This is a genomic window from Halorubrum ejinorense, from assembly GCF_055389685.1.
Genome location: NZ_AP043777.1, coordinates 1,316,387 through 1,336,205 on the forward strand (window position 1 = coordinate 1,316,387; position 19,819 = coordinate 1,336,205).

Genomic DNA, 19,819 nt, shown 5'->3' on the forward strand with positions numbered 1-19,819 from the left:
TCCCCGCGGTTCGCGGCGGCATTTTGAAAGGCTTAACTGACGGCCGGGCGGAACGGACGGTATAACCTTCTCGGGGCGATCACATATGACCGACCACACACACGCGGACACCCTTCGAACCCCCATCGTCGCCGTGCTGGGTCACGTCGACCACGGCAAGACGAGCCTGCTCGACAAGATCCGCGGTTCCGCCGTCAGCGAGGGCGAGGCCGGCGCGATCACCCAACACATCGGGGCGACGGACATCCCGCTCTCGACCATCTCCGGGATGGCCGGCGAGCTCATCGACCCGGACGACTTCGACCTCCCCGGCCTGCTGTTCATCGACACGCCGGGCCACCACTCGTTCTCGACGCTGCGCGCCCGCGGCGGCGCGCTCGCCGACATCGCGGTCCTCGTCGTCGACGTCAACGACGGCTTCCAGCCGCAGACCGAAGAGGCGATAGACATTCTCCGCCGGACCGGGACCCCCTTCGTCGTCGCGGCGAACAAGGTCGACACGACGCCGGGGTGGAACCCGCAGGAGGGCGAGCCGATCCAGCGGAGCATGGAGGCGCAGTCCGAGCGCGCGAAGTCGATGCTCGACGAGAACCTCTACGAGATCATCGGTCAGCTTTCGGACGCCGGCTTCTCCGCCGACCTCTACTGGCGCGTCCAGGACTTCCAGAAGAACATCGGCGTCGTCCCGCTGTCGGCGCTCACCGGCGAGGGCGTACCGGACCTCCTCACCGTCCTCATGGGTCTCTCACAGCGGTTCATGAAAGAGGAGATGGCCATCGACGTCGCGGGGCCGGGCGAGGGGACGGTCCTCGAAGTGAAAGACGAGCGCGGCTTCGGCGCCACCATCGACACCGTCGTCTACGACGGCGTGATCCGCAACGGCGACACGATCGTCGTCGGGGGACAGAACGAGCCGATAGTCACCGAGATCCGCGCGCTGCTCCAGCCCCGGCCGCTCGCCGAGATCCGCACCGAAAAGCAGTTCGAGAAGGTCGCCGAGGTGGGCGCCGCGGCGGGCGTGAAGATCGCCGCGCCAGACCTCGACAAGGCGATGGCCGGCGCGCCGGTCCGCGTCGTCCGCGACCGCAGCGTCGACGAGGTCGTCGAGGAGGTGAAGGCCGAACTCGCCGAGATCGAGGTCGACACGGCCGACAACGGCGTCGTCGTCAAGGCCGACACGCTCGGCTCGCTGGAGGCGATGGCGAACGCCCTCCGCGAGGCAGAGGTCCCCATCCTGCGCGCCGAGGTCGGCGACATCGCGCCGCGCGACATCGCGGTCGCGGAGACCGCCAACCAGGACGAGCACAAGGCCATCCTCGGGTTCAACGTCGACCTCCTCCAGAACGCCGAGTCCGACCTCGAGAACGCGGACGTGAAGCTGTTCAAAAACGAGGTCATCTACCAGTTGGTCGAGGACTACGAGCGGTACGTCGAGGAGAAGCAGCGCGCCCAACAGGAGACGGTGCTGGACAAGGTGGTCCGCCCGGCCCGCTTCCGCATCCTCCCCGACCACACGTTCCGACAGAACGACCCCGCGGTCGTCGGCGTCGAGATCATCTCCGGGACCCTCCAGAACAACCGCAACGTCGGCTACTTCGAGGGGAACGAGTTCGAGCGCGTCGGCGGCCTCTCGGGGATTCAAAAGCAGGGCGAGGACGTCGACGAGGCCCGGTCCGGCGAACGCGTCAGCATCGCCATCGACGGCCCGACCGTCGGGCGCGGCATCGAGGAGGGCGACACCCTCTGGACCGAGGTGCCCGAGAAGCACGCGAAGATCTTAGAACAGGAATTAAAAGAGGAGATCACCGCCGACGAGCGCGAGGCGCTACAGGGGTATCTCGACACGCGCCGGAAGCGCGACCCCTTCTGGGGGAAGTAGCCGCCACGAGATATTTATCGACCGCCGTCGAACCCGGTCGCATGGTCTCCCGCGAGAACGCGGTCATCCTCCTGTTCATGGCGGCCGGACTGACGCTGGCGTACGGCGGTCGCGTCGTGACGAGCCTAAGCGACACCGTCCTGATCGGCGTCCTGATCTTCGTCGGCGTCGTGGCGCCGCAGTTGGTCATCGGCTCCCTCGACGCGCAGGTCTCGGAGTAACGCCGACCCGTTGCGTCCGAGTGACGGGCAATCCGTCTCGCCGTTATGTGTCTCGAGCACGTAGGACACGTATGGAGACTACTGTGATCGAACACGACGGCGCGATCCTCGCGCGGCTGGAGAGCGACGACCGGGTGTTCGAGGTGCGCTTCGACGCGCTCGAACCGACCGACGTGACGCTGCGCTTCCTCCGAGACGGCGAACGCGTCGGGAGCGTCTACAACGACGACGGCACGAAGCGGACCATGGCGCGGCTCACGACCGCGCGCGAAGGCACCGATTTCATCGGCGTCGAGGTGCCGAAAGAGTTCGTCGCCGAGATCCTGGACACGGCGCTCGAGACGGGGAGAGTCACCGACGAGACCGCCGCCGAGGGGTACCGACTCCGCGTACTCTGAGTCGACGCGCCGCGACTCCGGACTCAGGCGTACAGCAGGATGAGCACGGCGACGAAGGCGAGCTCGCCGCCGACGAGCAGCGCGGCGAGCAGCCACGCCCGGTAGGTCCACAGCCAGTCGCGAGCGGCCGCCAGCCGCTCGCTCGCGTCCGACTCCGATCCGGCCCGGTACGCGGGGTCGACCCGCCAGCCGGTCTCTGGCTCGTACGTCGCCGGGACGCGGGCGCCGACGAGTTCGTCGACGTCGAGCGGCGAGACCCCGGCGGCGTCCAAGAACTCGAGGAACGCCGCCGACTCGGTGAGCGAGCCGTCTCGGGGGGCGTCGAACCGCTCGGTGTGCGTGGCGTCGCCGTGCGGGGGGCGCATCTCCACGACGACGCGGTCGCCGACCGACCGTACCGCCGTGACGATCAGCGCGTTCTCCTCGTCGTTGAGGTACGCCTCGCGGAGCCGACGTTTCACCTCCTCGTCGACGCCGGCGTTGACCTCGTCCGGGACGGGGTCGGTGTCGTCCGGGATCGGGTCGTCGTCGGCGTCGACGGCGCTTTCGCGGTCGGCGGTCGTCGAGACGGTCTCGTCACCGCCGGATGGGTCCGCCATCGGTCCGGGGTTGGCGACGCGCTCTCATAAGGTCACGGCCGCTCCCCGAACGCGATAGGTGACTGTTTTGGCTGCGAACGACTCGTCACGACCGAGACTACCGAAGTCCCAGCCTCGAGTCCCCCGCACGGTCACGCGCCGGCTATCAGAGGGACCTTCGGTCTCTCACTACTCGCGCCCTACGGTCGCTCGCGGCACGCGCCGCCGCACTCCGACAGTTAGTGGTTCACTGGAGCCGGTACCGGAGGATGGCGGCGATGCCGCCGAGGTTCGACAGCTGTTCGCCGGGCGCGAACTCCGAGGAGAAGACCACGACGTCGCCGCCCTGCTGTTCGACCGACTCGATCACTTGGTTCACGTCGATGGTCCAGTCGCCGTCGCCCTGCCGCTCGGTGCGGAGCCGCTCGTCGACGACGAGCAGCGTTTCGACCGCGCCGAACTCGGCCGCCTCGGCGGTGTCGTCGGGGCCGTACGTCGCCTTCGCGCCCGTCGCGATGTTCTCGGTCAGCTCGTCGATGAGGTTCGCCTCCTTCGAGATCCGGGTCTCCTTCTGGATCTCGTCGACCGCGCCGCGTTTCAGGACCTCGTGGACGCCCCGGTCACCCGCCGCGGAGGTGTCGACGACGGTGATCCGGTCGGCCAGCTCGCGGTGGTCCTCGACGACGTAGTCGCGCGCGTCCTGCTTGGTGAAGCCGGGGCCCGCGAAGATGATCGCGTCGGCGTCGAGGTGCGCGAGCGCGTCGCCGAGTTCGGCGAACAGCTCGGAGCGCGGCCCGGAGTACTCGTCTTTGCCGGTCGTCTTCGTGAACGAGGCGTACTCCTCGGTGCCGTACTGCTGGACCGTGTGAACGAACGCCGCGCCCTCCTCGACGGTCGCGATCGCGACGTCGGGGTTCTCGGCGGCCTCGGTGGCCTCCTGGAGCCGCTCAGTCTGGTCCGGCTTGAAATGCTTCTCGACGGTGATCTCGTCCTGTTCCTCGACGTTGAGGGTGTGATGGGCGTTGAGCTGGTCCTCTCGCGAGCAGCCGACGATCACGCCGGAGACCCGGAGGCGGTTGGCGAACCGCGCGAACTCCACGTCCTCGACGTCGAGCGTGACGAAGATGTGCTCGCGCTCGCCGCCCGTGTCCCGCATCTGGTCGTCGTTCCGCTGGATCCGCCGGGTGGTGTCGCCCTCGACGAGGTCGCCCGGTTCGAGGACGTGCGCGAGGTGCCAGAGGTCGTCGACGTTCTCGGGGACCAGCGTGAGCCGTTCGCGGCCCTCCTCGCCGTAGCCTCGCTCGGAGATGCGCATGGCCGTCGGTTCGCTCGGGACCGTATCAACTCTTGTCTTCCGCGTCGTCGAGGGGCGGCCCCCACTCGAAGCCGCCGTCCGGACTGGGACCGTCGTCCGGACCGGTACCGCCGTCCGAGTCCGTCCCGTCCCTCGAGTCGGCCTTTTTGTCGGCGTCGCCCTCGCCGTCGTCGCCGATCGGAACCGCGCGACCGACCTGAACCCCGGACGGCGGCTCGCTCCGCATCGGTCGACCGCCGTCTCCGGACATCCCTTGCGTCGGCGGCGACCGCTTCGTGTCCGGGTTTCGTGTCACGCCCGAGTCGCGGGTACCCCCGAGGTCGCGGGTTTCGCCGGTGCCGCGGGCGGCGCCGGCCCCGCGGGCCGTGACAGTTTCGGGGGTAGCGGCGGACTCGCGCGCCGCACCGGTGCCGCGAGTCGTCGGCGTCGCGGCCGCTTTGCGAGCCGCGCCGACCGCGGTCGGTCCCCCGATGCTCTTCGCTGGACCGCTCGTCAGGGCGCCGGCCGCTCCGCGCCCGTAGAGCCCGTGGGCGACGATCCGGACGAGGAAGGCCAGCGCGACGCCGACGACCAGCGGCGCCGTGGGGGCGGCGACCGCGTAGCCGACCGCGAGCGCCCCGACGCCGAGCGTCCACGCGGTGGCGTACGGGCCGGTCACCGCGACGTCGGCCACGGTCCGGGGGCTGAGACCGTCTCTGAGCCGACCGGACGCGGCGAACGCGGCGAGCGCCGCCGGCCGGAGGTAGGCGAACGCGAGCAGGTACGCGCCGACGAACGCGGCGAGCACGACGGCGCCGACCGCCGCGACGGCGGCCGGGCCGTTCGGTCCGAGCGCCGACTCGACGGCGGTCGCAGTCACCCCCGGATCGACCGGTCCGGCGACGGTCGCCGCGTACGCGGCACCGAAGAGCACCGCGAACCCGCCCGCGAGCGGCGCGAGCAACGCGGCGGACAGCAGTACGGACTTGACCCCGTCCCGGAACAGCTCTCCCCACGCGACGAGCGACGGCGCGCGCGCCGCGTCGCCGTCCTGGATCGCGCCGCGCGTCACCCGGACGAAGTACCCGCGCGCGACGAGCGCCGGGGCGAGCCCGAGCGGGGCCGCGACGGCGAGCGTCGGGGACACGAAGAGGACGCCGCCGAGCCACAGCGGCGTCACGAGCCACGAGAGGAGCGTCAACGACCCGCCGACGAGGACGACACCGGCGATGTCGTCCGTTCGCGTCAGCGCCGTGACGGCCGCAGTGAGCATGTGTCCCGACACAGGGACGGGAGCCGCATAAATGGTACCCGGCCCGAGCGTTTATGCCCCTCCGCGGACAATCACGAGCCGGCCGCGCGGGACAATCGTGTGCCTCTGACAACCTAACCGCGGCCGCCAGTCGGCGGTCGCCCCCTCCCGTCCGCGGCTTTCGTGTCGACGACGCTCCGCTAGTCACGTCTCAATCGCGTGCCGGTACCGATTTATCCCGTCCGGACGACGGACCAGACATGACCGGCGACGAGCGGACGGCCGACGTGGAGCCGGCGCTCCGCAGCTACGGCGTCAGCGTCGAGTCGATCGACGGGACCGATCCGCTGGAGCTGACCTACATGACGGCGTTCCCCGGCCGCGAGATCCACCACGGCGAGATCGGGCGCGCGCTCAACGCGCTCATCGACCGCGCGGAGGCCGGCGAGTGGGACCCGGTCCGCGTCGAGGGCACGGTCGTCCGCTCGCCCGGCGACGTCCTCGGCACGTGGCACGCCGAGGCGGACTGGTTCGAGGCGCTGAACAGCTACGAGATCTCCGAGACGGAGTTCTCCAGCCGCGTGCTGGAGACCGTCAGCCACGAGACCGGCGGCGCGCCCGACGACGCCGACGACTCGGGGGGCGACCAGTGACCCGCCGACACCCGATCAACCGGGCCCAGCGCCGCCTCGACCGCCCGGCGCGCGAGCGGTTCGCCACCCGCGCGGTCGCGTTCGACGTCGACGGGGCGACCTGTCGAGGGACGCTGTACCTGCCCGGCGGCGACGACGACGACGCCCCGGTCGTCGTGATGGCGCCCGGGCTCGGCGCGGAACGCACCTTCGGCTACCCCGCGGTCGCGGAGCGGTTCGCCGACGCGGGCTACGCCGCGCTCCTCTTCGATTACCCCGAGTTCGGCGACTCCGACGGCGACTCACAGGCGGTCCATCCGGCCCGCCAGCGCGCGGCGTACGCGGCGGCGATCGAGCGCGCGGAGCGCGTCGACGTTCTCGGCGACGACCTCGTCTTGTGGGGCGCGTCGCTGTCGGCGGCGCACGTCCTCACGCTCGCCGCGGAGCGCCGCGACGTCGACGCCGTCGTCGGGCTCGTCCCGATGCTCGACGGGCGCGCGATCGCCAGACGGCGCGGCGGGCGGTACCTCGCGCGCTCCGGCGCCGCGGGACTCCGCGACCTCCTCGGCCATCGGGTCGGTCGCGGTCGTACCGTCCCGATCGTCGGCGGGACCGAGGAGTGCGCGGCGATCACGGAACCCGGGACGAAGCGGAGGTACCTCGACCTGGTCGACCGCGAGTCGGCGTGGCGCAACGAGACGCCCGGGCGGTCGCTGCTGCGCGTCGCGAACTACCGCCCCGTGAAACTGCTCGACGAGATACGCGCGCCGACGCTCCTGCTGTCCGGGACGGACGACGCCATCGTCGACGCCGACGCGGTCGCCGCCGCCGGCGAGCGGCTCGACCGCGGGACCGTCGTCTCGATGCCAGCCGACCACTTCTCCGTGCTCGGCGGCGACTTCGAGGGCGCGATCGGTCATCAGTTGTCGTTCCTCAAGGATGCGTTAGAGCCCCCGGCCGCGACCCGTTAAGTCCCTCCGTGACGGATCCGTTCGCATGACCGCTATCGCGATGTTGAGCGTCGCACCGGTGATCGAAGGGAGCATGGCCGAGGAAGTCGCGAAGGCCGTCGCCGCGCTCGACGACTTCGACGTGAGCTACGAGACGAACCCGATGGGGACCGTGATCGAGGCCGACGACGCGGAGACGCTGTTCGCGGCCGCGGCGGCGGCCCACGAGGCGGTCGACGGCGACCGCGTCTCGACGTTCCTCAAGGTCGACGACAAGCGGACGAGCGACTCGTCGGCCGCCGACAAGGTCGACGCCGTCGAGGAGCACCTCGGTCGAGATGCCAAGCGGGAGCGGTGAGGAGGGCGGCGTCCGGTCCCTCGGCGGCAACGGCTTCGGCGCCCGCTCACCCCTTGATGTTACAGACGGGGAAGGTGCGGGCCACCTTGTCGCCGATGCCGAGGTCGTCGCTGACGCGGATCACCTCGTCGATGTCCTTGTACACGCCGGGCGCCTCCTCCGCGATGGTCGCGCCCGACTCCGCCTTCACGTAGACCTGCTGGTCGGCTTCGAGGTCGTCGCGCACGTCGCCGCCCCAGAACTCCTGTTTCGCCTGCGTCCGGCTCATCAGGCGGCCGGCGCCGTGGGCCGTGGAGCCGAACGAGACGCCCATCGACTCGTCGCCGCCGCGCAGGACGTACGAGCCCGCGCCCATGCTCCCGGGGATGATGACGGGCTGACCGACGTCGCGGTAGACCGCGGGCACGTCCTCGTTGCCCGCGGGGAACGCTCGGGTCGCGCCCTTGCGGTGGACGTACAGTTCGCGCTCGTGGCGCTCGACGACCGCGTCGCCGACCGCGGGCCGCCCCTCGGCGTCGACGCCGACGGCGTGGGTCTCCTTCTTCGCGATGTTGTGTGCCACGTCGTATAACAGCTCCATCCCGAGGTCGTCGATCGGATCGGCGTCGAACACCTCGCCGAACGTCTTGCGGGCCTGGTGGGTGATGAGCTGGCGGTTCACCCACGCGAAGTTGATACACGCGCCCATCGCGCCGTAGTACTCCTCGGCCAGCTCGGAGCCGGCGGGCGCGGCCGCCAACTCCTTGTCTGGCAGCTCCTCGAGCAGGTCGCCGTGCTCCTTCTCGATCCGCCGGAGGTAGTCGTTACAGGTCTGGTGGCCCAGCCCGCGGCTCCCGCAGTGGATCAGGACGACGATCCCACCCTCTTCGAGCCCGTAGGCGTCGGCGACGCCCTCGCGGAACACGTCGGTGACGCGCTGGACCTCCAGGAAGTGGTTGCCCGAGCCGAGCGACCCCATCTGGTTGCGGCCGCGGTCCATCGCCTTCTGGGAGACGTACTCCGGTCGGGCGTCGGGCCGGCGCCCCTCGTCCTCACAGCGCGCGAGGTCGCTCTCGATCCCGTACCCCTCCTCGACGGCCCACTCGACGCCGCGTTCGAGCGCGCCCTCGATCGCGTCCGCGGTCCCGCCGACGACGCCGCCGCCGCCCAGGCCCGAGGGGACGGCCTCGAAGAGGGCGTCGACGAGCTCCTCCTCGCGACCCCGAACGTCGTCGTAGGTGAGGTTAGTTTTCACCATCCGGACGCCGCAGTTGATGTCGTAGCCGACCGCTCCGGGCGAAATACACCCGTCTTCGGCGTCGATGGCACCGACGCCGCCGACGGGGAAGCCGTACCCCTGGTGGCCGTCGGGCATACAGAGCGCGGGCGCGGCGATCCCGGGGAGGTGCGTCGCGTTGCGGAGCTGTTCGAGGGTGTCGTCCTCGCCGATCTCCGCGAGCAGCGCCTCGCTGGCGAGCACCCGCGCGGGGACGTTCATGTCGCCCTCGCGGGGAAGCTCCCAGACGTGTTCGCGCACCCGTTCTAACTCGATCCCGCCGAACTCGCGCGTGGTCATGCGACGCCCTTCGACGCGGGGAGGCAAGGGCGTTGCGTCAACCGGTCGAGCGGGGCATTCCCCCGACTGCGGCGCCGATCACCGGTTCGCGGGGTCGATCGGGAGCCAGCCGACCGCGCCCTCGACGAGGGTGAACGCGGCGAACGCTCGGCCCAACACCACGCCGTACGTGAGGTGTGCGACCGCGATGACGACGCCGAACTCGAAGCCAGCCGTTAGTCCCGGTACCGGCAGCGTCGGCACCGGAAGCGAGGTCGCCCCCGCGATCGCGATCGCGGCCGGCAACAGCAGCCCGCCGGTGATCACGCCGAGCAGGGCGGAGTGGATGACCCCGAGCGAGACGCAGCCGCCGACGTCCTCGCGCAGGTCCGCGAAGAAGGGCCGGTCGAAGACGGCGACGAACAGGCCGCCGAACAGCGTGCTGTTGAACAGGTGGACGAGCCATCCGGCGAGGACCGTCTCGACGCCGATCAGCGCGCCGATCGTCGGCATGAGTCCCAACGCGCCGTGTAACACGACACCCATCACCGCGCCCGCGATCAGCCCCGCCGCCGCGCACGCTCCCCAACGCCGACCGGTCGCGTCGGCGTCGCTCCCGTCGCTCCGATCTGACTGTGACATACTTTACCAACGCACTCGACAAACATAATGGTTTATCATGGGTAGCACGAGCGAAGACCCCTGCTTCACACGTCGAAGACGACGTACGCGTACCACTCGTCGCCCCGGCGTTCGAGGGTCATCTCGGAGTACGTGACCGCCTTGATCTCGCGAGCGACCACCGCACCGAGCGGGACGCCGCGCGCGGTGGCCGTGAGTCGCCACTCGTCCGAGTCGGTCTCCGCGTCGGCGCGGTCTCCCTCGCTCGCCTCGCCCGGCTCGACGACGGTACATCGGTGGTCAGCCGGGAGGACGAGCCGGACATCGCGCTCGTAGATCAGCCGGTCGAGGTAGTCGAACAGGAGCGCCTCGCGGCTCTCGGCGGCCACCGCGAGTTCGAAGCGCTCGCCGTCGGCCGGGACCGACTCCGTGCTCGCGGCGGTGAGCCCGTCGGCGACCGCCGCGAACACCCCCGCGAGCGTGTCCGCGGTCGCCTCCACGGCGACGTCGGCGGTGTGATCGCGGAGCTCGTAGCTCATCGGTCCCCCGCTCCGCGGCCGCGGTCGCGTCCGCCGTCGCGGGGCTCCTCGGCGGTCTCCGGGCGCTCGTCCGCCGGGAACCGCGCGTCGACGGGGCGCTCCGGCGTGCCGGCACGGAGGTCCTCCGGGTCGAGGTCGTCGACGTCGGCCGCGACCTCTTCTAAGGCGACGCCGCTCGTGACCAGCGCGCGGATCCCCTCGTCGACGGTCAGTTCGACGTCGACGATCCGGCGCTCCGGGACGAACACCACGTGGCCGCCCATCACCGGGTTCGGCGCCATCGGCATGAACAGCGTCCGCATGCCGTCTCCCCCGGCGTCCGCGTGGTCCGCGATCACGTCCGGGGTCTCGCTCGTCACGAACGCGAGGGTGTACGTCTCTTCGGTCGGGAACTCGACGAGGACCACCTCGCGGAAGTTGCCGCCCTCCGACTCCAGCATCGCGTCGCTCATCTGCCGGAACCCCTGGTACACCGAGCCGACGCCCGGCACCCGCTCGACCGTCTCGTCGACGTAGGCGACGGCGCGCTCGCCGTAGCGCGACGACTCGACGCCCGCGCCCAAGAGGAGGATGGCACCTACGAACACGACCGGGGTCGCGATCTCGATCGCGAGTTCGCGGGGGATCGCGCCGACGACCGGAAGTCCGGACCCGGGAGTGACGGCGACGACCGCGGACGAGAAGGCGTCGAGGTAGTTGTACAGCGCGTTGAACGCGACGGCGAGGACCGCCAGCGTGATCACGGCGGGAACGATGACGGCGACGCCCGTGAGGAACGCCCGTCGGAGCAACTCGGCTCCCGACGACTCGTCGGTCATTGGTATCGTCCACGACCGACCGCATCAAAACGCTTCCGTCGGCGGTCGGACCCCGACCGACACCGATCCCGCGAGAGCGGGTCTCGGGACCGCAACGGTTCCCGCTGGCGGCGTAGCCGCCCGCAACGCTGCGTGCTGGCGGTGGAGTTATATTCCGCTGGCGTGTTAGGTCATCGCAGTGAGCGTCAACGTCGAAAAGCGGACCGACCCGCCCGGCGAGTCCGACTACGCGACCGCCGCGTGGGAGCTCAAAGAGCAGATTCGGTCCGCAGAGGGCGTCCTCCGACAGCGACGCGGCTTCTTCGTCGACGCGTACCGCCGGTCGACCGCGCACCTGCTCGCCGAGAACGACCGGCTCGTCGCCTTCGCCTCCGTCCGCCGGGACGGGTACATCCTGTTTCTCGCCGTTCACCCGGACCACCGCGGCCGCGGCCACGCCGAGCGGCTCATCGCCGACGTGGCCGAGCAACACCGGTCGGTCACCTGCCACGCCCGGACGACCAACCGTCAGGCGCTCGGCTTCTACGAGCACCTCGGCTTCGAGGTCATCCGCCGGATCGACGGCTACTACGAGGACGGCGGCGACGCCTACTACCTCAAACTCGGCGGGGAGTCGCTCCGGGAGCGGCTCTCCGGGTTCGTCGGCCGATAGCGCCCGCCGCCCCGCTCGGCGCTGCCCCGCTCGCCGCCGCCCGAACCGATAGTAATTAGCGCCGCCCGCGACGAACACGCGGCATGTCGCAACCGACTCCCGCGGACCTCGCGACCCGCGTCCGCGACGGCGACCTCCGCTTCCACGAGCTGGAAGACCACGCCGACGCCGACGTCGCGACCGCCGCGCGCCGGCTGCTCGTCGCGGAGGCGACCGACGCCGACCTCGACGCGCTCGGCGAGTACACCTTCGACGCCGAGGCGGTCCACGGCTCGAACATCGAGAACACCCTCGGCGGCGTCCAAGTGCCCGTGGGCGTCGCCGGTCCGGTGACGATCGACGGCGGCGCGCGTTCGGGGGAGCGCTACCTCCCCCTGGCGACCACCGAGGGCGCGCTCGTCGCGTCGATCAACCGCGGCTGCTCGGCCATCGAGGGCGCCGGCGGCGCGACCGCCCGCGTGACGAAGAGCGGGATGACCCGCGCGCCGGTCTTCCGGGTCGCCGGCGTCGCCGAGGCCGAGGCGCTCGTCGCGTGGGTCCGCGACAACGAGCCCGCGCTCGCCGAGGCGGCGGAGGCGACGACGAGCCACGGCGAACTGCTGGACGTGACGCCGTACGTCGTCGGCAACAACGTCTTCTGCCGGTTCCGGTACGACACGAAGGACGCGATGGGAATGAACATGGCCACCATCGCGACCCGCGAGGCCTGCGACGTGATCGAGGCGGAGACGGACGCCTCGCTCGTCGCGCTCTCGGGGAACCTCTGTTCGGACAAGAAGCCCGCCGCGATCAACGCCGTCGAGGGGCGCGGGCGCTCGGTCGTCGCGGACGCGACCATCCCCCGCGCGGTCGTCGAGGAGCGCCTCCACACGACCCCGGAGGCGATAGCCGAGATCAACACGCGAAAGAACCTCGTCGGCTCCGCGAAGGCGGGCGCGCTCGGGTTCAACGCGCACGTCGCCAACGCGGTCGCCGCGATGTTCCTCGCCACCGGGCAAGACGAGGCGCAGGTCGTCGAGGGGGCGAACGCGATCACGACCGCCGAGACGACGGACGACGGCGACCTCTACGTCTCCGTCTCGCTGGCGAGCCTCGAAGTGGGGACCGTCGGCGGCGGAACGAAGCTGGCGACGCAGCGGGCGAGCCTGGAGATCCTCGGCGTCGCCGGCGGCGGCGACCCGGCCGGAGCCAACGCCGACGCGCTCGCGGAGTCCATCGCGGTCTGCGCGCTGGCGGGCGAACTCAACCTGCTCGCGGCGCTCGGGTCGCGACACCTCTCGTCGGCGCACGCTGAACTCGGTCGCTGAGGCCGGGACGGCCGTCGATTTTGCGGTCGCGTCCGCTAGTCCGACCAGCGCGGGCAGTCGTCGCGGAGCGCCCCCCGCCCCGCGTCGGTGACGCGGTACACGGCCTCGCTGGAGACGCGTTCGACGAGCCCCGCGTCCGCCAGCGCGGTCAGTCGGGACTCGACGTGGTCGTCGTACAGCCCCGTGTTGCCCGCGATGAACGCCTGGTAGTCGGCGCCCACGTCGGCGAGGTACGAGAGTACGCGCTCGTCGGAACGCGTCAGCGTCGGTCGGTCCGGGTCGAGCCCCTCGTCGCCGCTCTCGCTGCGCGCGGGACGGTCGGTCGACTGTGCGTCGGGTGCGGCCATCTCACACATGCGGACGAGTACCACGATAAAGGGGGTACCGGCGGTTCTCATTCGTTGGGAGTCGCCGCCGCTCGGCCGAACCGGTTCGGCCCCGACCGGCTCTCCGATTCCGTGTCCGACGGAGCCTCTCGGCCGGTTCAGTCGTCGGCGCTGGTGGAGGACGCTCCGGCGGCGTCGCTCTCGGTCGAGCGCTCGGGGAGCATCGGTGAGCCGTCGGCGCGCGGGCCGAGCCGCGGCCCGTGCGGCCCGTCGTCGGGGTCGATCCGGCGCCGGGTCCGGTAGTCCGTCGAGCGCTCCACCGGCGTCCGGCCGATCGCCGTGATCATCTCGACGTAGCCGTCGAACGAGCGGTACTCGCCGTACTGGCCGCCCGCGCGGCTCGTGATCTCCTCCGAGAGGATGGTTCCCATGAAGTCGTCCGCGCCGCAGTTGAGCAGCTTGAGGCCGTGGGCGTCGCCCGACTTCACCCACGAGGCCTGGACGTGGTCGACGTTGTCCAAGAACAGTCGCGCGACCGCGATCACGAGTTCGTCCTCGGCGTGTGAGGGCCCGGAGTCGACGACGCCGCGCCGGTAGAGGGGGGTGTTCTGATGGATGAACGAGAGCGGAACGAACTCCGTGATCGCGCCCGTCCGGTCCTGAAGGTCGCGGATCACCTTCAGGTGCCGTGCGCGGTGTGCGACCGTCTCGACGTGGCCGTACATCATCGTCGAGGTCACGTCGAGGCCGGCCGCCGCCGCGCCCTCCATCGCCGCCACCCAGTCGCCGGTGCGGATCTTCCCCGGACAGATCACGTCGCGGACCTCGTCGACGAGGATCTCGGCGGCCGTGCCGGGCGCGGAGTCGAGCCCCGCGGCCGCTAGCTCCCGGTACACCGCCTCGTACCCCCAGTCGGTGCCCCGGGAGGCGTGGTACGCCTCCTCCGGGGTCATCGAGTGGAGGTGGACGCCGCCGACGGACATCGCGTCCAGCTGTTCGACGTAGGTTCCGGGGTCGGTGTCGTAGACCGCCGGCGGCTTGTAGTTCACCTCGCTCTCGGGGTCGTCGTGCGCGGCGAGCACCTCGTGGTGCTCCTCGTTCAGCGCGAACGCCGGGTGGAGCCCCGAGACGGAACACACCTCGTAGACGCCCATGTCGAGGGCGTCTTCGACGACCGCGCGCGACTCCGCCGGCGTCTTGGTGAACCCGGCGTGGTCGGCGTCGCTGTCGGCCTCGAACGCGTGCGCGGAGTCCTTGAAGTTACAGAACAGACACCCCGTGTTACACGCGGTCGTGACGTTGTTGTTCAGGTTGGCGACGAAGGTCACCTCGTCGCCGACCTCGTCGCGCCGCCGTCGGTCGGCCGCCTCCAACACCGCCTCCTTGCGGACCGGATCGATCCCGTCCGCCTCGGTGCCGGTCGCGAGCAGTTCCGTCGCGTCGGCGACGGTGAGCCGTTGCCCGTCGCGGGCCTTCGCCAGCGCGTTCTCGAACGACTGGTCGGTCGCGGGATCCGCGAAGCCGAACTCGTTCGCGTCGCTCGTCGGTCCGCTCGCGCCGGAGTCGCCGCCCGAACTCATCGCTTAACGCTCCCGGTTCCACCGGTATAAACGGGCGGGTCGTGACACCCCGCCCCGCGTCGGTCGACGGGTGTCTCCGGAGAGCGTCCGACCCGTTCAAGCGATGTCGCGCTCCTCGCCGGCGTGCGCGCGGACCCACAGCGCGCCGATCCGCGAGAGGCTCGTGCGGTACGACTTCCCGTGTTCCTCGCGCTCGATGTACCCCTTCCCGCCGGGGCCGAGCCGGTCCACGTTGTAGATGACCTTCGAGCGAAACGAGTCGGTGTACTCCTCGTTCAGTTCGGCCGCCAGCGTCTTGGCCAGCTCCGAGACGGACTCGAACTCCCCGTGTTCGCCGAGCGTGAAGAGGACCAGCTCCTCGAACGGCTTGACGTTCTGGAAGGAGGCGACCGGCAGTTCGATGACGTGGCTGTCGCCGATGCGCTTGGCGCCGATGGTGGTCCCGCGCTCGTCGAACTCGGCGAGCAGGTCGGTGGTGCTCGCCAGCCGGTCGGCGACGCGGTCGGGGTCGACGCCCGCGTCCGCGAGCGCCTCGTCGTCGGCGGCGTCGAGGTCCCCGAGGAGGTCCCGCGTCGCGCGCAGCTCCTCGGCGAGCTCGGTCTCCAGGTACTTCTCGGGGGCCGTGTAGTAGGTGTGGATGCGGTCGCGGTCCGCCTGCCGCTCGACCATGATCGAGTGGGCCGCCGTCGCGAACGCGAACGAGACCGGCCGCGGCATCGAACAGAGGTTCACCCACACCTCGCGCTCGTCGGGGGCGTCGCCGTCTTCGGTCGGCGCCTCCTCGCGGTCCAGCTCGGCGTTGATCAGGTCGAAGGCGCGCTCGAAGGCGGCGTCGTAGTCGTACACGTCGTCCAACTGCTCGCGGACGGTCTCCGCGCCGAGCAGGTTCTGGAAGTCCTGTTCCAGCTTGCGCGCGATGTTGCGCGAGTACTCGACGTTGGCCTCGCTGCCGACCGTCCCCTCTAAGAGAATCACCCGGTCCACGTCGAACTGGTCCCGGATGAGGGGAGCGATCATCCGGTCGTAGTCGAACCCGACCGGGACGATGTGGGTCTGCATACCCGGACCGTGGGTGTGGATTTATAAAAACCACCAGATCGCTCCGGAGTCCGAGCCGGCGGCCGGCGGTTCCGTCGGTCCGCGATCACCACTGATCGGTCTCGACGCGGCCCGAGTCGGACTTCGCCCGTCGTCCGGCCGATCGAGGGCGACGGCCGCGTTCGGCCCGAGCCGAAAACGACGAGTTCGCGTCGGAACGCGCGCTGGCGACATATGTAGTAAATTTAGCAACAGTTAATACTGACACTCGCTTGAATACATTAACTTAGATCACACCCCAATATGATGTCTATATCGACACTATGGCCCGTGCGTATCGAACGACTCGACACGCGATACGCACACGGCGGCGGCCTCTGTGTTGTCACGGCCCTGCTCGCGTTCTTCGGAGTGGGACACGTGTTCCGACCGATCAGCGAGCCCGGCTCCTCCGGTCTCAAGGCGGGTATCATCACCGTTCTCGTCGCGCTCGTCTTCGGAACCGTCGGGGCTACGAACCGCCGGAGCGGGACCGACGCCCAGTTCCGAACGGCCGTGCGCGTCGGCGCGGCGTTCGGTGCGTACGGATTCGGCATCGCGGCCCTCATCTCGGCGGCGCACGCGCTCGGGGTGGGAGCGGCACTGGACTGGAGCTTCACCGTCGCTATGGGCGGGCTGGCCGGACTGGCCGTCGGCATTCCGATCGGTGACGGGTACGCGAACCTACAACGCGAAAAGCGGGTCGCGAGCCGACGAAAGGCACGATTACAGCAGGGGTCGCGGCGCATGGAGATCCTCTACCGCGTCGCGCGGCACAACATTCGGACGGAGGCCAACATCATCCTCGGGTACACGGACCTCATCGAAGCGACGGGCGAACACGGCCCCGCCAACGAGTACACCGACACCTTACGCGTACACGCGTCCCGACTCGAAGCTATCTCGACGAACGTCCATCGGCTCCGCCGCATCTGGGAAACGTCTGACGAGACCGTCGAAACGTCCATCCGCTCGCTCACCGACCGAGCGCTGTCGGCGAGCGGGCTCTCCGACGCCGAGCGCCTCACGCTGTCGTTGGACGACGACGCGATAGTCGCCTCCCACCCGTTCGCCCACTGGGCGCTCGAAGAGGCCGTCGACAACGGCTTGACGCACACCGAGAGCGACACAGCGGTCACCGTCCGAACCGAGAACCGCGACGGCTACGTCCGTTTGATCGTCGAAGACGAGGGTGCGGGCGTCCCGTTGATCGAAGTCGAGTCACTGGGGAACGAGACCGAATCGCAACTGACGCACGGTCAAGGGCTCGGCTTACAGGTGATCTACTGGGCCACGGCGGGCGCCGGCGCTTCGCTTTCGATCACGAACCGCGAGTCGGGCGGGACGAGGGTCGCGATGGAGTTCCCCGTGGTGCGGTCCGAGCAACCCGGGCCGGACTCGGGCTCGACGGCCGCTCCGACACCGGCGCGCTAACCGTCGCCTCCCGTCCGGAACGACAGGTCGAGCGCCGGCGCGGAGTGCGTGAGCCCGCCCATCGAGATCACGTCGACGCCGGTCGCGGCGTAGTCCGGGACGGTCTCGACCGTGATCCCGCCCGAGGCCTCGGTCAGCGCGTCGCCGTCGGCGCCGGCCACGCGCTCGGCCGCCGTCGCCGTCTCCGCGGGCGCCATGTTGTCGAGCAGGACGACGTCGGCGCCGGCCGCGGCGGCGCGCGCGGCGGCGTCCGGACCCTCGACCTCGACCTCGACGTTCGTCGCGAAGGAGGCGCGCTCCCGGAAGCGATCGATCGCCTCGGTCAGCCCCAGCTCCGCGACGTGGTTGTCCTTGACCATGACCATGTGCGAGAGGTCGAGCCGATGGGTGTCGCCGCCGGCGGCCGCGACCGCGCGCTTCTCGACCCCGCGGAGCCCGGGCGTCGTCTTCCGCGTCGCCGCGACCCGGACGTCCGGGTCGACCTCGCGGGCGGACGCGACCGCGGCGGCGGTCCGCGTCGCCACCCCCGAGGCGTGGGCCGCGACGTTCACGGCGACGCGCTCGCCGCGGAGGACCGCTCGCGCCGGTCCCGCGACCCGCAGCAGCGCGTCGCCGGGCTCGATCGCGGTCCCGTCCGCGACGCGCTCGGTCACGGTCGCGTCGAGGTAGTCGAACACGGCGCTCGCGGCGTCGACGCCGGCCGCGACGCCGGGCTCTTTCGCCACGAGCCGGCCGCTCGTCTCGCCCGGCACGTCGTTCGTCACGTCGTGGTGCCCCACGTCCTCGCGGAGCCAGCGCTCCACGTCGGCGTCGGCGAGCATCAGTCGTCGGCCGCCGGCCCGTGCTCGGCGGGCTCGGCGTCGTCCGCGACGTAGTGCGTCCCGACGCTCTCGTCGTTCGCCAGCGCCTGTCGCGTCACCAACAGCGCCGTCACGGTCGCGTTGCGGAGCTCGTACAGCGAGCGCGAGGTCCGCGTCCGGACGTAGGAGTCGACCTCGCCCTTGAGCCGCCGCAGGACGCCGAGCGCCCGCCGGAGATCGGCGGGGTCGCGCTCGATCCCGACGTGCGCTCCCATCACTCGGCGGAGCCGCCGGAACTTCTCGCGAGCGAACGCTGACGGGAGGTCGGGGTCGCGGTCCAGCAGGTCCGGGGGCGCGACGCGCCCGGGCTCCGCCGGCGTCCCGTCGGAACCTGCCGCCTCGGCCGCGTCGGCGCCCGCCCGGAGCCCCCAGACGAGCCCTTCGAGGAGGCTCGTGGAGGCGAGGCGGTTCGCGCCGTGGACGCCGGTCCGCGCGCACTCGCCGACCGCGTAGAGTCGGTCGAGGCTCGTCCGGCCGCGGTCGTCGACGGCGACGCCGCCGCAGAGGAAGTGCTCAGCGGGCGCGACGGGGATCCCGTCGGTCGGGTCGACGCCCCGGTCGTCGCACTTCTCGGCGAGCCCGGGGAACGCGCCCGAGAAGTCGAGCGCTCCCACGTCGAGGCGGACCTCGCCCGTGGCGTCGCGCTCGGCGGCCACGGCCCGCGAGACCACGTCGCGCGGCGCGAGTTCGGCGTCGTCGTGGTACTCCGGCATGAACCGCTCGCCGTCGCCGTTGCGGAGGATTCCGCCCTCGCCACGGACCGCCTCGCTGACGAGGAACCCCTCCTCGTCCGGGCCCGCGTCGTACGCCGTCGGGTGGAACTGGACGAACTCCATGTCGGTCACGTCGGCGCCCGCCAGCGCGGCCATCGCGACCCCGTCGCCGGTGGCACCGCGTGGGTTCGTCGAGCGCGGGAACAGGTCCCCTATCCCGCCGGTCGCGAGCACGGTCGCGCCCGCGTACACCGGGACGCGGCCGTCGTCCGACGCCACGACGGCGCCGTGGACGCGTCCCTCGCGCGTGACGAGCTCCAGCGCGGCCGCGTCGTCGACGACCTCGACGCCGTCGCGCCCGTCGAGGTGGTTCAACAGGGGGACGTGGACGTGTTCGCCCGTCGCCGCGCCCACGTGGAGGATCCGGTCCTCGCTGTGGGCGGCCTCGCAGCCGTAGTCGAACGCGTCGGCGCCCGCCTCGCGGTCGAACTCGACGCCGAGCGTGTCGACGAGCACGTCCCGGACGGCGTCGTCGGCGTTCTCGACGAGCACGTCGACCGCGTCCGGGTCGGCCGTCCCGTCCGACGCCGCCAGCACGTCCCGCTTGAACCGCTCCGGCCGGTCGCGCGCGACGGCGATCCCGCCTTGCGCCCACCACGACGCGGCGTCCGCGGGGCGCGTGGCCTTCGTCGCCACGACCACTTCGCGGCCCGCGCGGGCCGCGGCGAGCGCGGCCGTCAGTCCGGCGATCCCCGAGCCGACGACGAGCACGTCCGCGGTCTCGTGGCCCGTCATC

At 70.9% G+C, this 19,819-nt stretch carries 21 protein-coding genes; 9 read left to right on the forward strand and 12 right to left on the reverse strand.

What is annotated here, in order from left to right; translation table 11 throughout:
• Nucleotides 1-85: 85 nt before the first annotated feature.
• The 3 genes from infB to ACZ5KW_RS07705 all read left to right on the forward strand — a co-directional run bounded on the left by infB (nucleotide 86) and on the right by ACZ5KW_RS07705 (nucleotide 2,498).
• Nucleotides 86-1,879 carry a translation initiation factor IF-2 gene (infB, locus tag ACZ5KW_RS07695; RefSeq protein ID WP_343780194.1) on the forward strand — a complete coding sequence of 598 codons (1,794 nt, stop codon included), beginning with the start codon at nucleotides 86-88 and terminating at the stop codon, nucleotides 1,877-1,879.
• Between the two features lie 41 nt (nucleotides 1,880-1,920).
• Nucleotides 1,921-2,100, forward strand: coding sequence for a hypothetical protein (locus ACZ5KW_RS07700; protein ID WP_343780198.1), 180 nt, complete (start codon nucleotides 1,921-1,923; stop codon nucleotides 2,098-2,100).
• A 71-nt stretch (nucleotides 2,101-2,171) separates the two neighbouring features.
• Complete coding sequence (locus tag ACZ5KW_RS07705) at nucleotides 2,172-2,498, forward strand: hypothetical protein (RefSeq protein ID WP_343780200.1); 327 nt, start codon at nucleotides 2,172-2,174, stop codon at nucleotides 2,496-2,498.
• A gap of 23 nt (nucleotides 2,499-2,521) precedes the next feature.
• On the opposite strand, the gene ACZ5KW_RS07710 is transcribed toward ACZ5KW_RS07705, so the two are convergent.
• The 3 genes from ACZ5KW_RS07710 to ACZ5KW_RS07720 form a co-directional block, all read right to left on the reverse strand.
• Complete coding sequence (locus tag ACZ5KW_RS07710; RefSeq protein WP_343780201.1) at nucleotides 2,522-3,097, reverse strand: hypothetical protein; 576 nt, start codon at nucleotides 3,095-3,097, stop codon at nucleotides 2,522-2,524.
• Between the two features lie 226 nt (nucleotides 3,098-3,323).
• Nucleotides 3,324-4,391 (reverse strand): mRNA surveillance protein pelota, encoded by a 1,068-nt coding sequence (locus ACZ5KW_RS07715; RefSeq protein ID WP_343780202.1) that lies wholly within the window; start codon nucleotides 4,389-4,391, stop codon nucleotides 3,324-3,326.
• 25 nt (nucleotides 4,392-4,416) lie between these two features.
• Nucleotides 4,417-5,643, reverse strand: a complete 1,227-nt coding sequence (locus ACZ5KW_RS07720) for a DUF4013 domain-containing protein (protein WP_343780203.1) — start codon at nucleotides 5,641-5,643, stop codon at nucleotides 4,417-4,419.
• A gap of 239 nt (nucleotides 5,644-5,882) precedes the next feature.
• Between ACZ5KW_RS07720 and ACZ5KW_RS07725 the strand changes: the two genes are divergently transcribed.
• From ACZ5KW_RS07725 to ACZ5KW_RS07735, 3 genes are read left to right on the forward strand one after another with little or no spacing between them, the layout of a single operon-like run.
• Nucleotides 5,883-6,275, forward strand: a complete 393-nt coding sequence (locus ACZ5KW_RS07725; RefSeq protein WP_343780204.1) for a DUF8159 domain-containing protein — start codon at nucleotides 5,883-5,885, stop codon at nucleotides 6,273-6,275.
• Entirely contained in the window at nucleotides 6,272-7,225 is a 954-nt protein-coding gene (locus ACZ5KW_RS07730) for an alpha/beta hydrolase (RefSeq protein ID WP_343780206.1), read from the forward strand. Before ACZ5KW_RS07725 ends, ACZ5KW_RS07730 begins: the two co-directional genes overlap by 4 nt.
• Before the next feature lie 25 nt (nucleotides 7,226-7,250).
• A complete protein-coding gene (locus ACZ5KW_RS07735) occupies nucleotides 7,251-7,562 on the forward strand; it encodes an MTH1187 family thiamine-binding protein (protein WP_343780208.1) in 312 nt (103 codons plus the stop codon).
• Between the two features lie 46 nt (nucleotides 7,563-7,608).
• Here ACZ5KW_RS07735 and ACZ5KW_RS07740 read toward each other — a convergent pair whose 3' ends face one another.
• The 4 genes from ACZ5KW_RS07740 to ACZ5KW_RS07755 form a co-directional block, all read right to left on the reverse strand.
• The gene (locus ACZ5KW_RS07740) at nucleotides 7,609-9,117 is read right to left on the reverse strand and encodes an RtcB family protein (protein WP_343780211.1); all 1,509 of its coding nucleotides are present in this window, start codon (nucleotides 9,115-9,117) and stop codon (nucleotides 7,609-7,611) included.
• Between the two features lie 78 nt (nucleotides 9,118-9,195).
• Entirely contained in the window at nucleotides 9,196-9,738 is a 543-nt protein-coding gene (locus ACZ5KW_RS07745) for a hypothetical protein (protein ID WP_343780214.1), read from the reverse strand.
• Nucleotides 9,739-9,803: 65 nt separating this feature from the next.
• A complete protein-coding gene (locus ACZ5KW_RS07750; RefSeq protein WP_343780215.1) occupies nucleotides 9,804-10,256 on the reverse strand; it encodes an archease in 453 nt (150 codons plus the stop codon).
• Nucleotides 10,253-11,074 (reverse strand): DUF502 domain-containing protein, encoded by an 822-nt coding sequence (locus ACZ5KW_RS07755; RefSeq protein ID WP_343780217.1) that lies wholly within the window; start codon nucleotides 11,072-11,074, stop codon nucleotides 10,253-10,255. The genes ACZ5KW_RS07750 and ACZ5KW_RS07755 overlap by 4 nt, the downstream gene beginning before the upstream one ends.
• Nucleotides 11,075-11,252: 178 nt before the next feature.
• Here ACZ5KW_RS07755 and ACZ5KW_RS07760 point away from each other — a divergent pair, with 178 nt between their 5' ends.
• Nucleotides 11,253-11,726: a GNAT family N-acetyltransferase gene (locus ACZ5KW_RS07760; RefSeq protein ID WP_343780219.1), complete on the forward strand. Its 474-nt coding sequence runs from the start codon at nucleotides 11,253-11,255 to the stop codon at nucleotides 11,724-11,726.
• An 83-nt stretch (nucleotides 11,727-11,809) separates the two neighbouring features.
• Entirely contained in the window at nucleotides 11,810-13,033 is a 1,224-nt protein-coding gene (gene hmgA, locus ACZ5KW_RS07765) for a hydroxymethylglutaryl-CoA reductase (NADPH) (protein WP_343780222.1), read from the forward strand.
• A gap of 35 nt (nucleotides 13,034-13,068) precedes the next feature.
• On the opposite strand, the gene ACZ5KW_RS07770 is transcribed toward hmgA, so the two are convergent.
• From ACZ5KW_RS07770 to ACZ5KW_RS07780, 3 genes are all read right to left on the reverse strand, one after another.
• Complete coding sequence (locus ACZ5KW_RS07770) at nucleotides 13,069-13,380, reverse strand: DUF2250 domain-containing protein (RefSeq protein WP_343780223.1); 312 nt, start codon at nucleotides 13,378-13,380, stop codon at nucleotides 13,069-13,071.
• A gap of 137 nt (nucleotides 13,381-13,517) precedes the next feature.
• Complete coding sequence (gene cofH / locus ACZ5KW_RS07775) at nucleotides 13,518-14,939, reverse strand: 7,8-didemethyl-8-hydroxy-5-deazariboflavin synthase subunit CofH (protein ID WP_343780225.1); 1,422 nt, start codon at nucleotides 14,937-14,939, stop codon at nucleotides 13,518-13,520.
• Between the two features lie 96 nt (nucleotides 14,940-15,035).
• The gene (locus tag ACZ5KW_RS07780) at nucleotides 15,036-15,998 is read right to left on the reverse strand and encodes an HFX_2341 family transcriptional regulator (protein WP_343780227.1); all 963 of its coding nucleotides are present in this window, start codon (nucleotides 15,996-15,998) and stop codon (nucleotides 15,036-15,038) included.
• Between the two features lie 309 nt (nucleotides 15,999-16,307).
• Between ACZ5KW_RS07780 and ACZ5KW_RS07785 the strand changes: the two genes are divergently transcribed.
• Nucleotides 16,308-17,450, forward strand: coding sequence for a sensor histidine kinase (locus tag ACZ5KW_RS07785; RefSeq protein ID WP_343780230.1), 1,143 nt, complete (start codon nucleotides 16,308-16,310; stop codon nucleotides 17,448-17,450).
• Here the strand turns inward: ACZ5KW_RS07785 and nadC are convergent.
• Both nadC and ACZ5KW_RS07795 read right to left on the reverse strand, forming a co-directional pair.
• The gene (gene nadC / locus ACZ5KW_RS07790) at nucleotides 17,447-18,271 is read right to left on the reverse strand and encodes a carboxylating nicotinate-nucleotide diphosphorylase (protein ID WP_343780232.1); all 825 of its coding nucleotides are present in this window, start codon (nucleotides 18,269-18,271) and stop codon (nucleotides 17,447-17,449) included. The genes ACZ5KW_RS07785 and nadC overlap by 4 nt on opposite strands.
• Nucleotides 18,271-19,818, reverse strand: a complete 1,548-nt coding sequence (locus tag ACZ5KW_RS07795; RefSeq protein WP_343780233.1) for an L-aspartate oxidase — start codon at nucleotides 19,816-19,818, stop codon at nucleotides 18,271-18,273. The genes nadC and ACZ5KW_RS07795 overlap by 1 nt, the downstream gene beginning before the upstream one ends.
• Nucleotide 19,819: the final 1 nt, after the last annotated feature.

Bases quoted from the DNA above. Each gene is read 5' to 3' on its own strand.
- infB (WP_343780194.1), top strand. From the start codon at position 86: ATGACCGACCACACACACGCGGACACCCTTCGAACCCCCATCGTCGCC.
- ACZ5KW_RS07700 (WP_343780198.1), top strand. From the start codon at position 1,921: ATGGTCTCCCGCGAGAACGCGGTCATCCTCCTGTTCATGGCGGCCGGA.
- ACZ5KW_RS07705 (WP_343780200.1), top strand. From the start codon at position 2,172: ATGGAGACTACTGTGATCGAACACGACGGCGCGATCCTCGCGCGGCTG.
- ACZ5KW_RS07710 (WP_343780201.1), bottom strand. From the start codon at position 3,097: ATGGCGGACCCATCCGGCGGTGACGAGACCGTCTCGACGACCGCCGAC.
- ACZ5KW_RS07715 (WP_343780202.1), bottom strand. From the start codon at position 4,391: ATGCGCATCTCCGAGCGAGGCTACGGCGAGGAGGGCCGCGAACGGCTC.
- ACZ5KW_RS07720 (WP_343780203.1), bottom strand. From the start codon at position 5,643: ATGCTCACTGCGGCCGTCACGGCGCTGACGCGAACGGACGACATCGCC.
- ACZ5KW_RS07725 (WP_343780204.1), top strand. From the start codon at position 5,883: ATGACCGGCGACGAGCGGACGGCCGACGTGGAGCCGGCGCTCCGCAGC.
- ACZ5KW_RS07735 (WP_343780208.1), top strand. From the start codon at position 7,251: ATGACCGCTATCGCGATGTTGAGCGTCGCACCGGTGATCGAAGGGAGC.
- ACZ5KW_RS07740 (WP_343780211.1), bottom strand. From the start codon at position 9,117: ATGACCACGCGCGAGTTCGGCGGGATCGAGTTAGAACGGGTGCGCGAA.
- ACZ5KW_RS07745 (WP_343780214.1), bottom strand. From the start codon at position 9,738: ATGTCACAGTCAGATCGGAGCGACGGGAGCGACGCCGACGCGACCGGT.
- ACZ5KW_RS07750 (WP_343780215.1), bottom strand. From the start codon at position 10,256: ATGAGCTACGAGCTCCGCGATCACACCGCCGACGTCGCCGTGGAGGCG.
- ACZ5KW_RS07755 (WP_343780217.1), bottom strand. From the start codon at position 11,074: ATGACCGACGAGTCGTCGGGAGCCGAGTTGCTCCGACGGGCGTTCCTC.
- hmgA (WP_343780222.1), top strand. From the start codon at position 11,810: ATGTCGCAACCGACTCCCGCGGACCTCGCGACCCGCGTCCGCGACGGC.
- ACZ5KW_RS07770 (WP_343780223.1), bottom strand. From the start codon at position 13,380: ATGGCCGCACCCGACGCACAGTCGACCGACCGTCCCGCGCGCAGCGAG.
- cofH (WP_343780225.1), bottom strand. From the start codon at position 14,939: ATGAGTTCGGGCGGCGACTCCGGCGCGAGCGGACCGACGAGCGACGCG.
- ACZ5KW_RS07780 (WP_343780227.1), bottom strand. From the start codon at position 15,998: ATGCAGACCCACATCGTCCCGGTCGGGTTCGACTACGACCGGATGATC.
- nadC (WP_343780232.1), bottom strand. From the start codon at position 18,271: ATGCTCGCCGACGCCGACGTGGAGCGCTGGCTCCGCGAGGACGTGGGG.
- ACZ5KW_RS07795 (WP_343780233.1), bottom strand. From the start codon at position 19,818: ATGACGGGCCACGAGACCGCGGACGTGCTCGTCGTCGGCTCGGGGATC.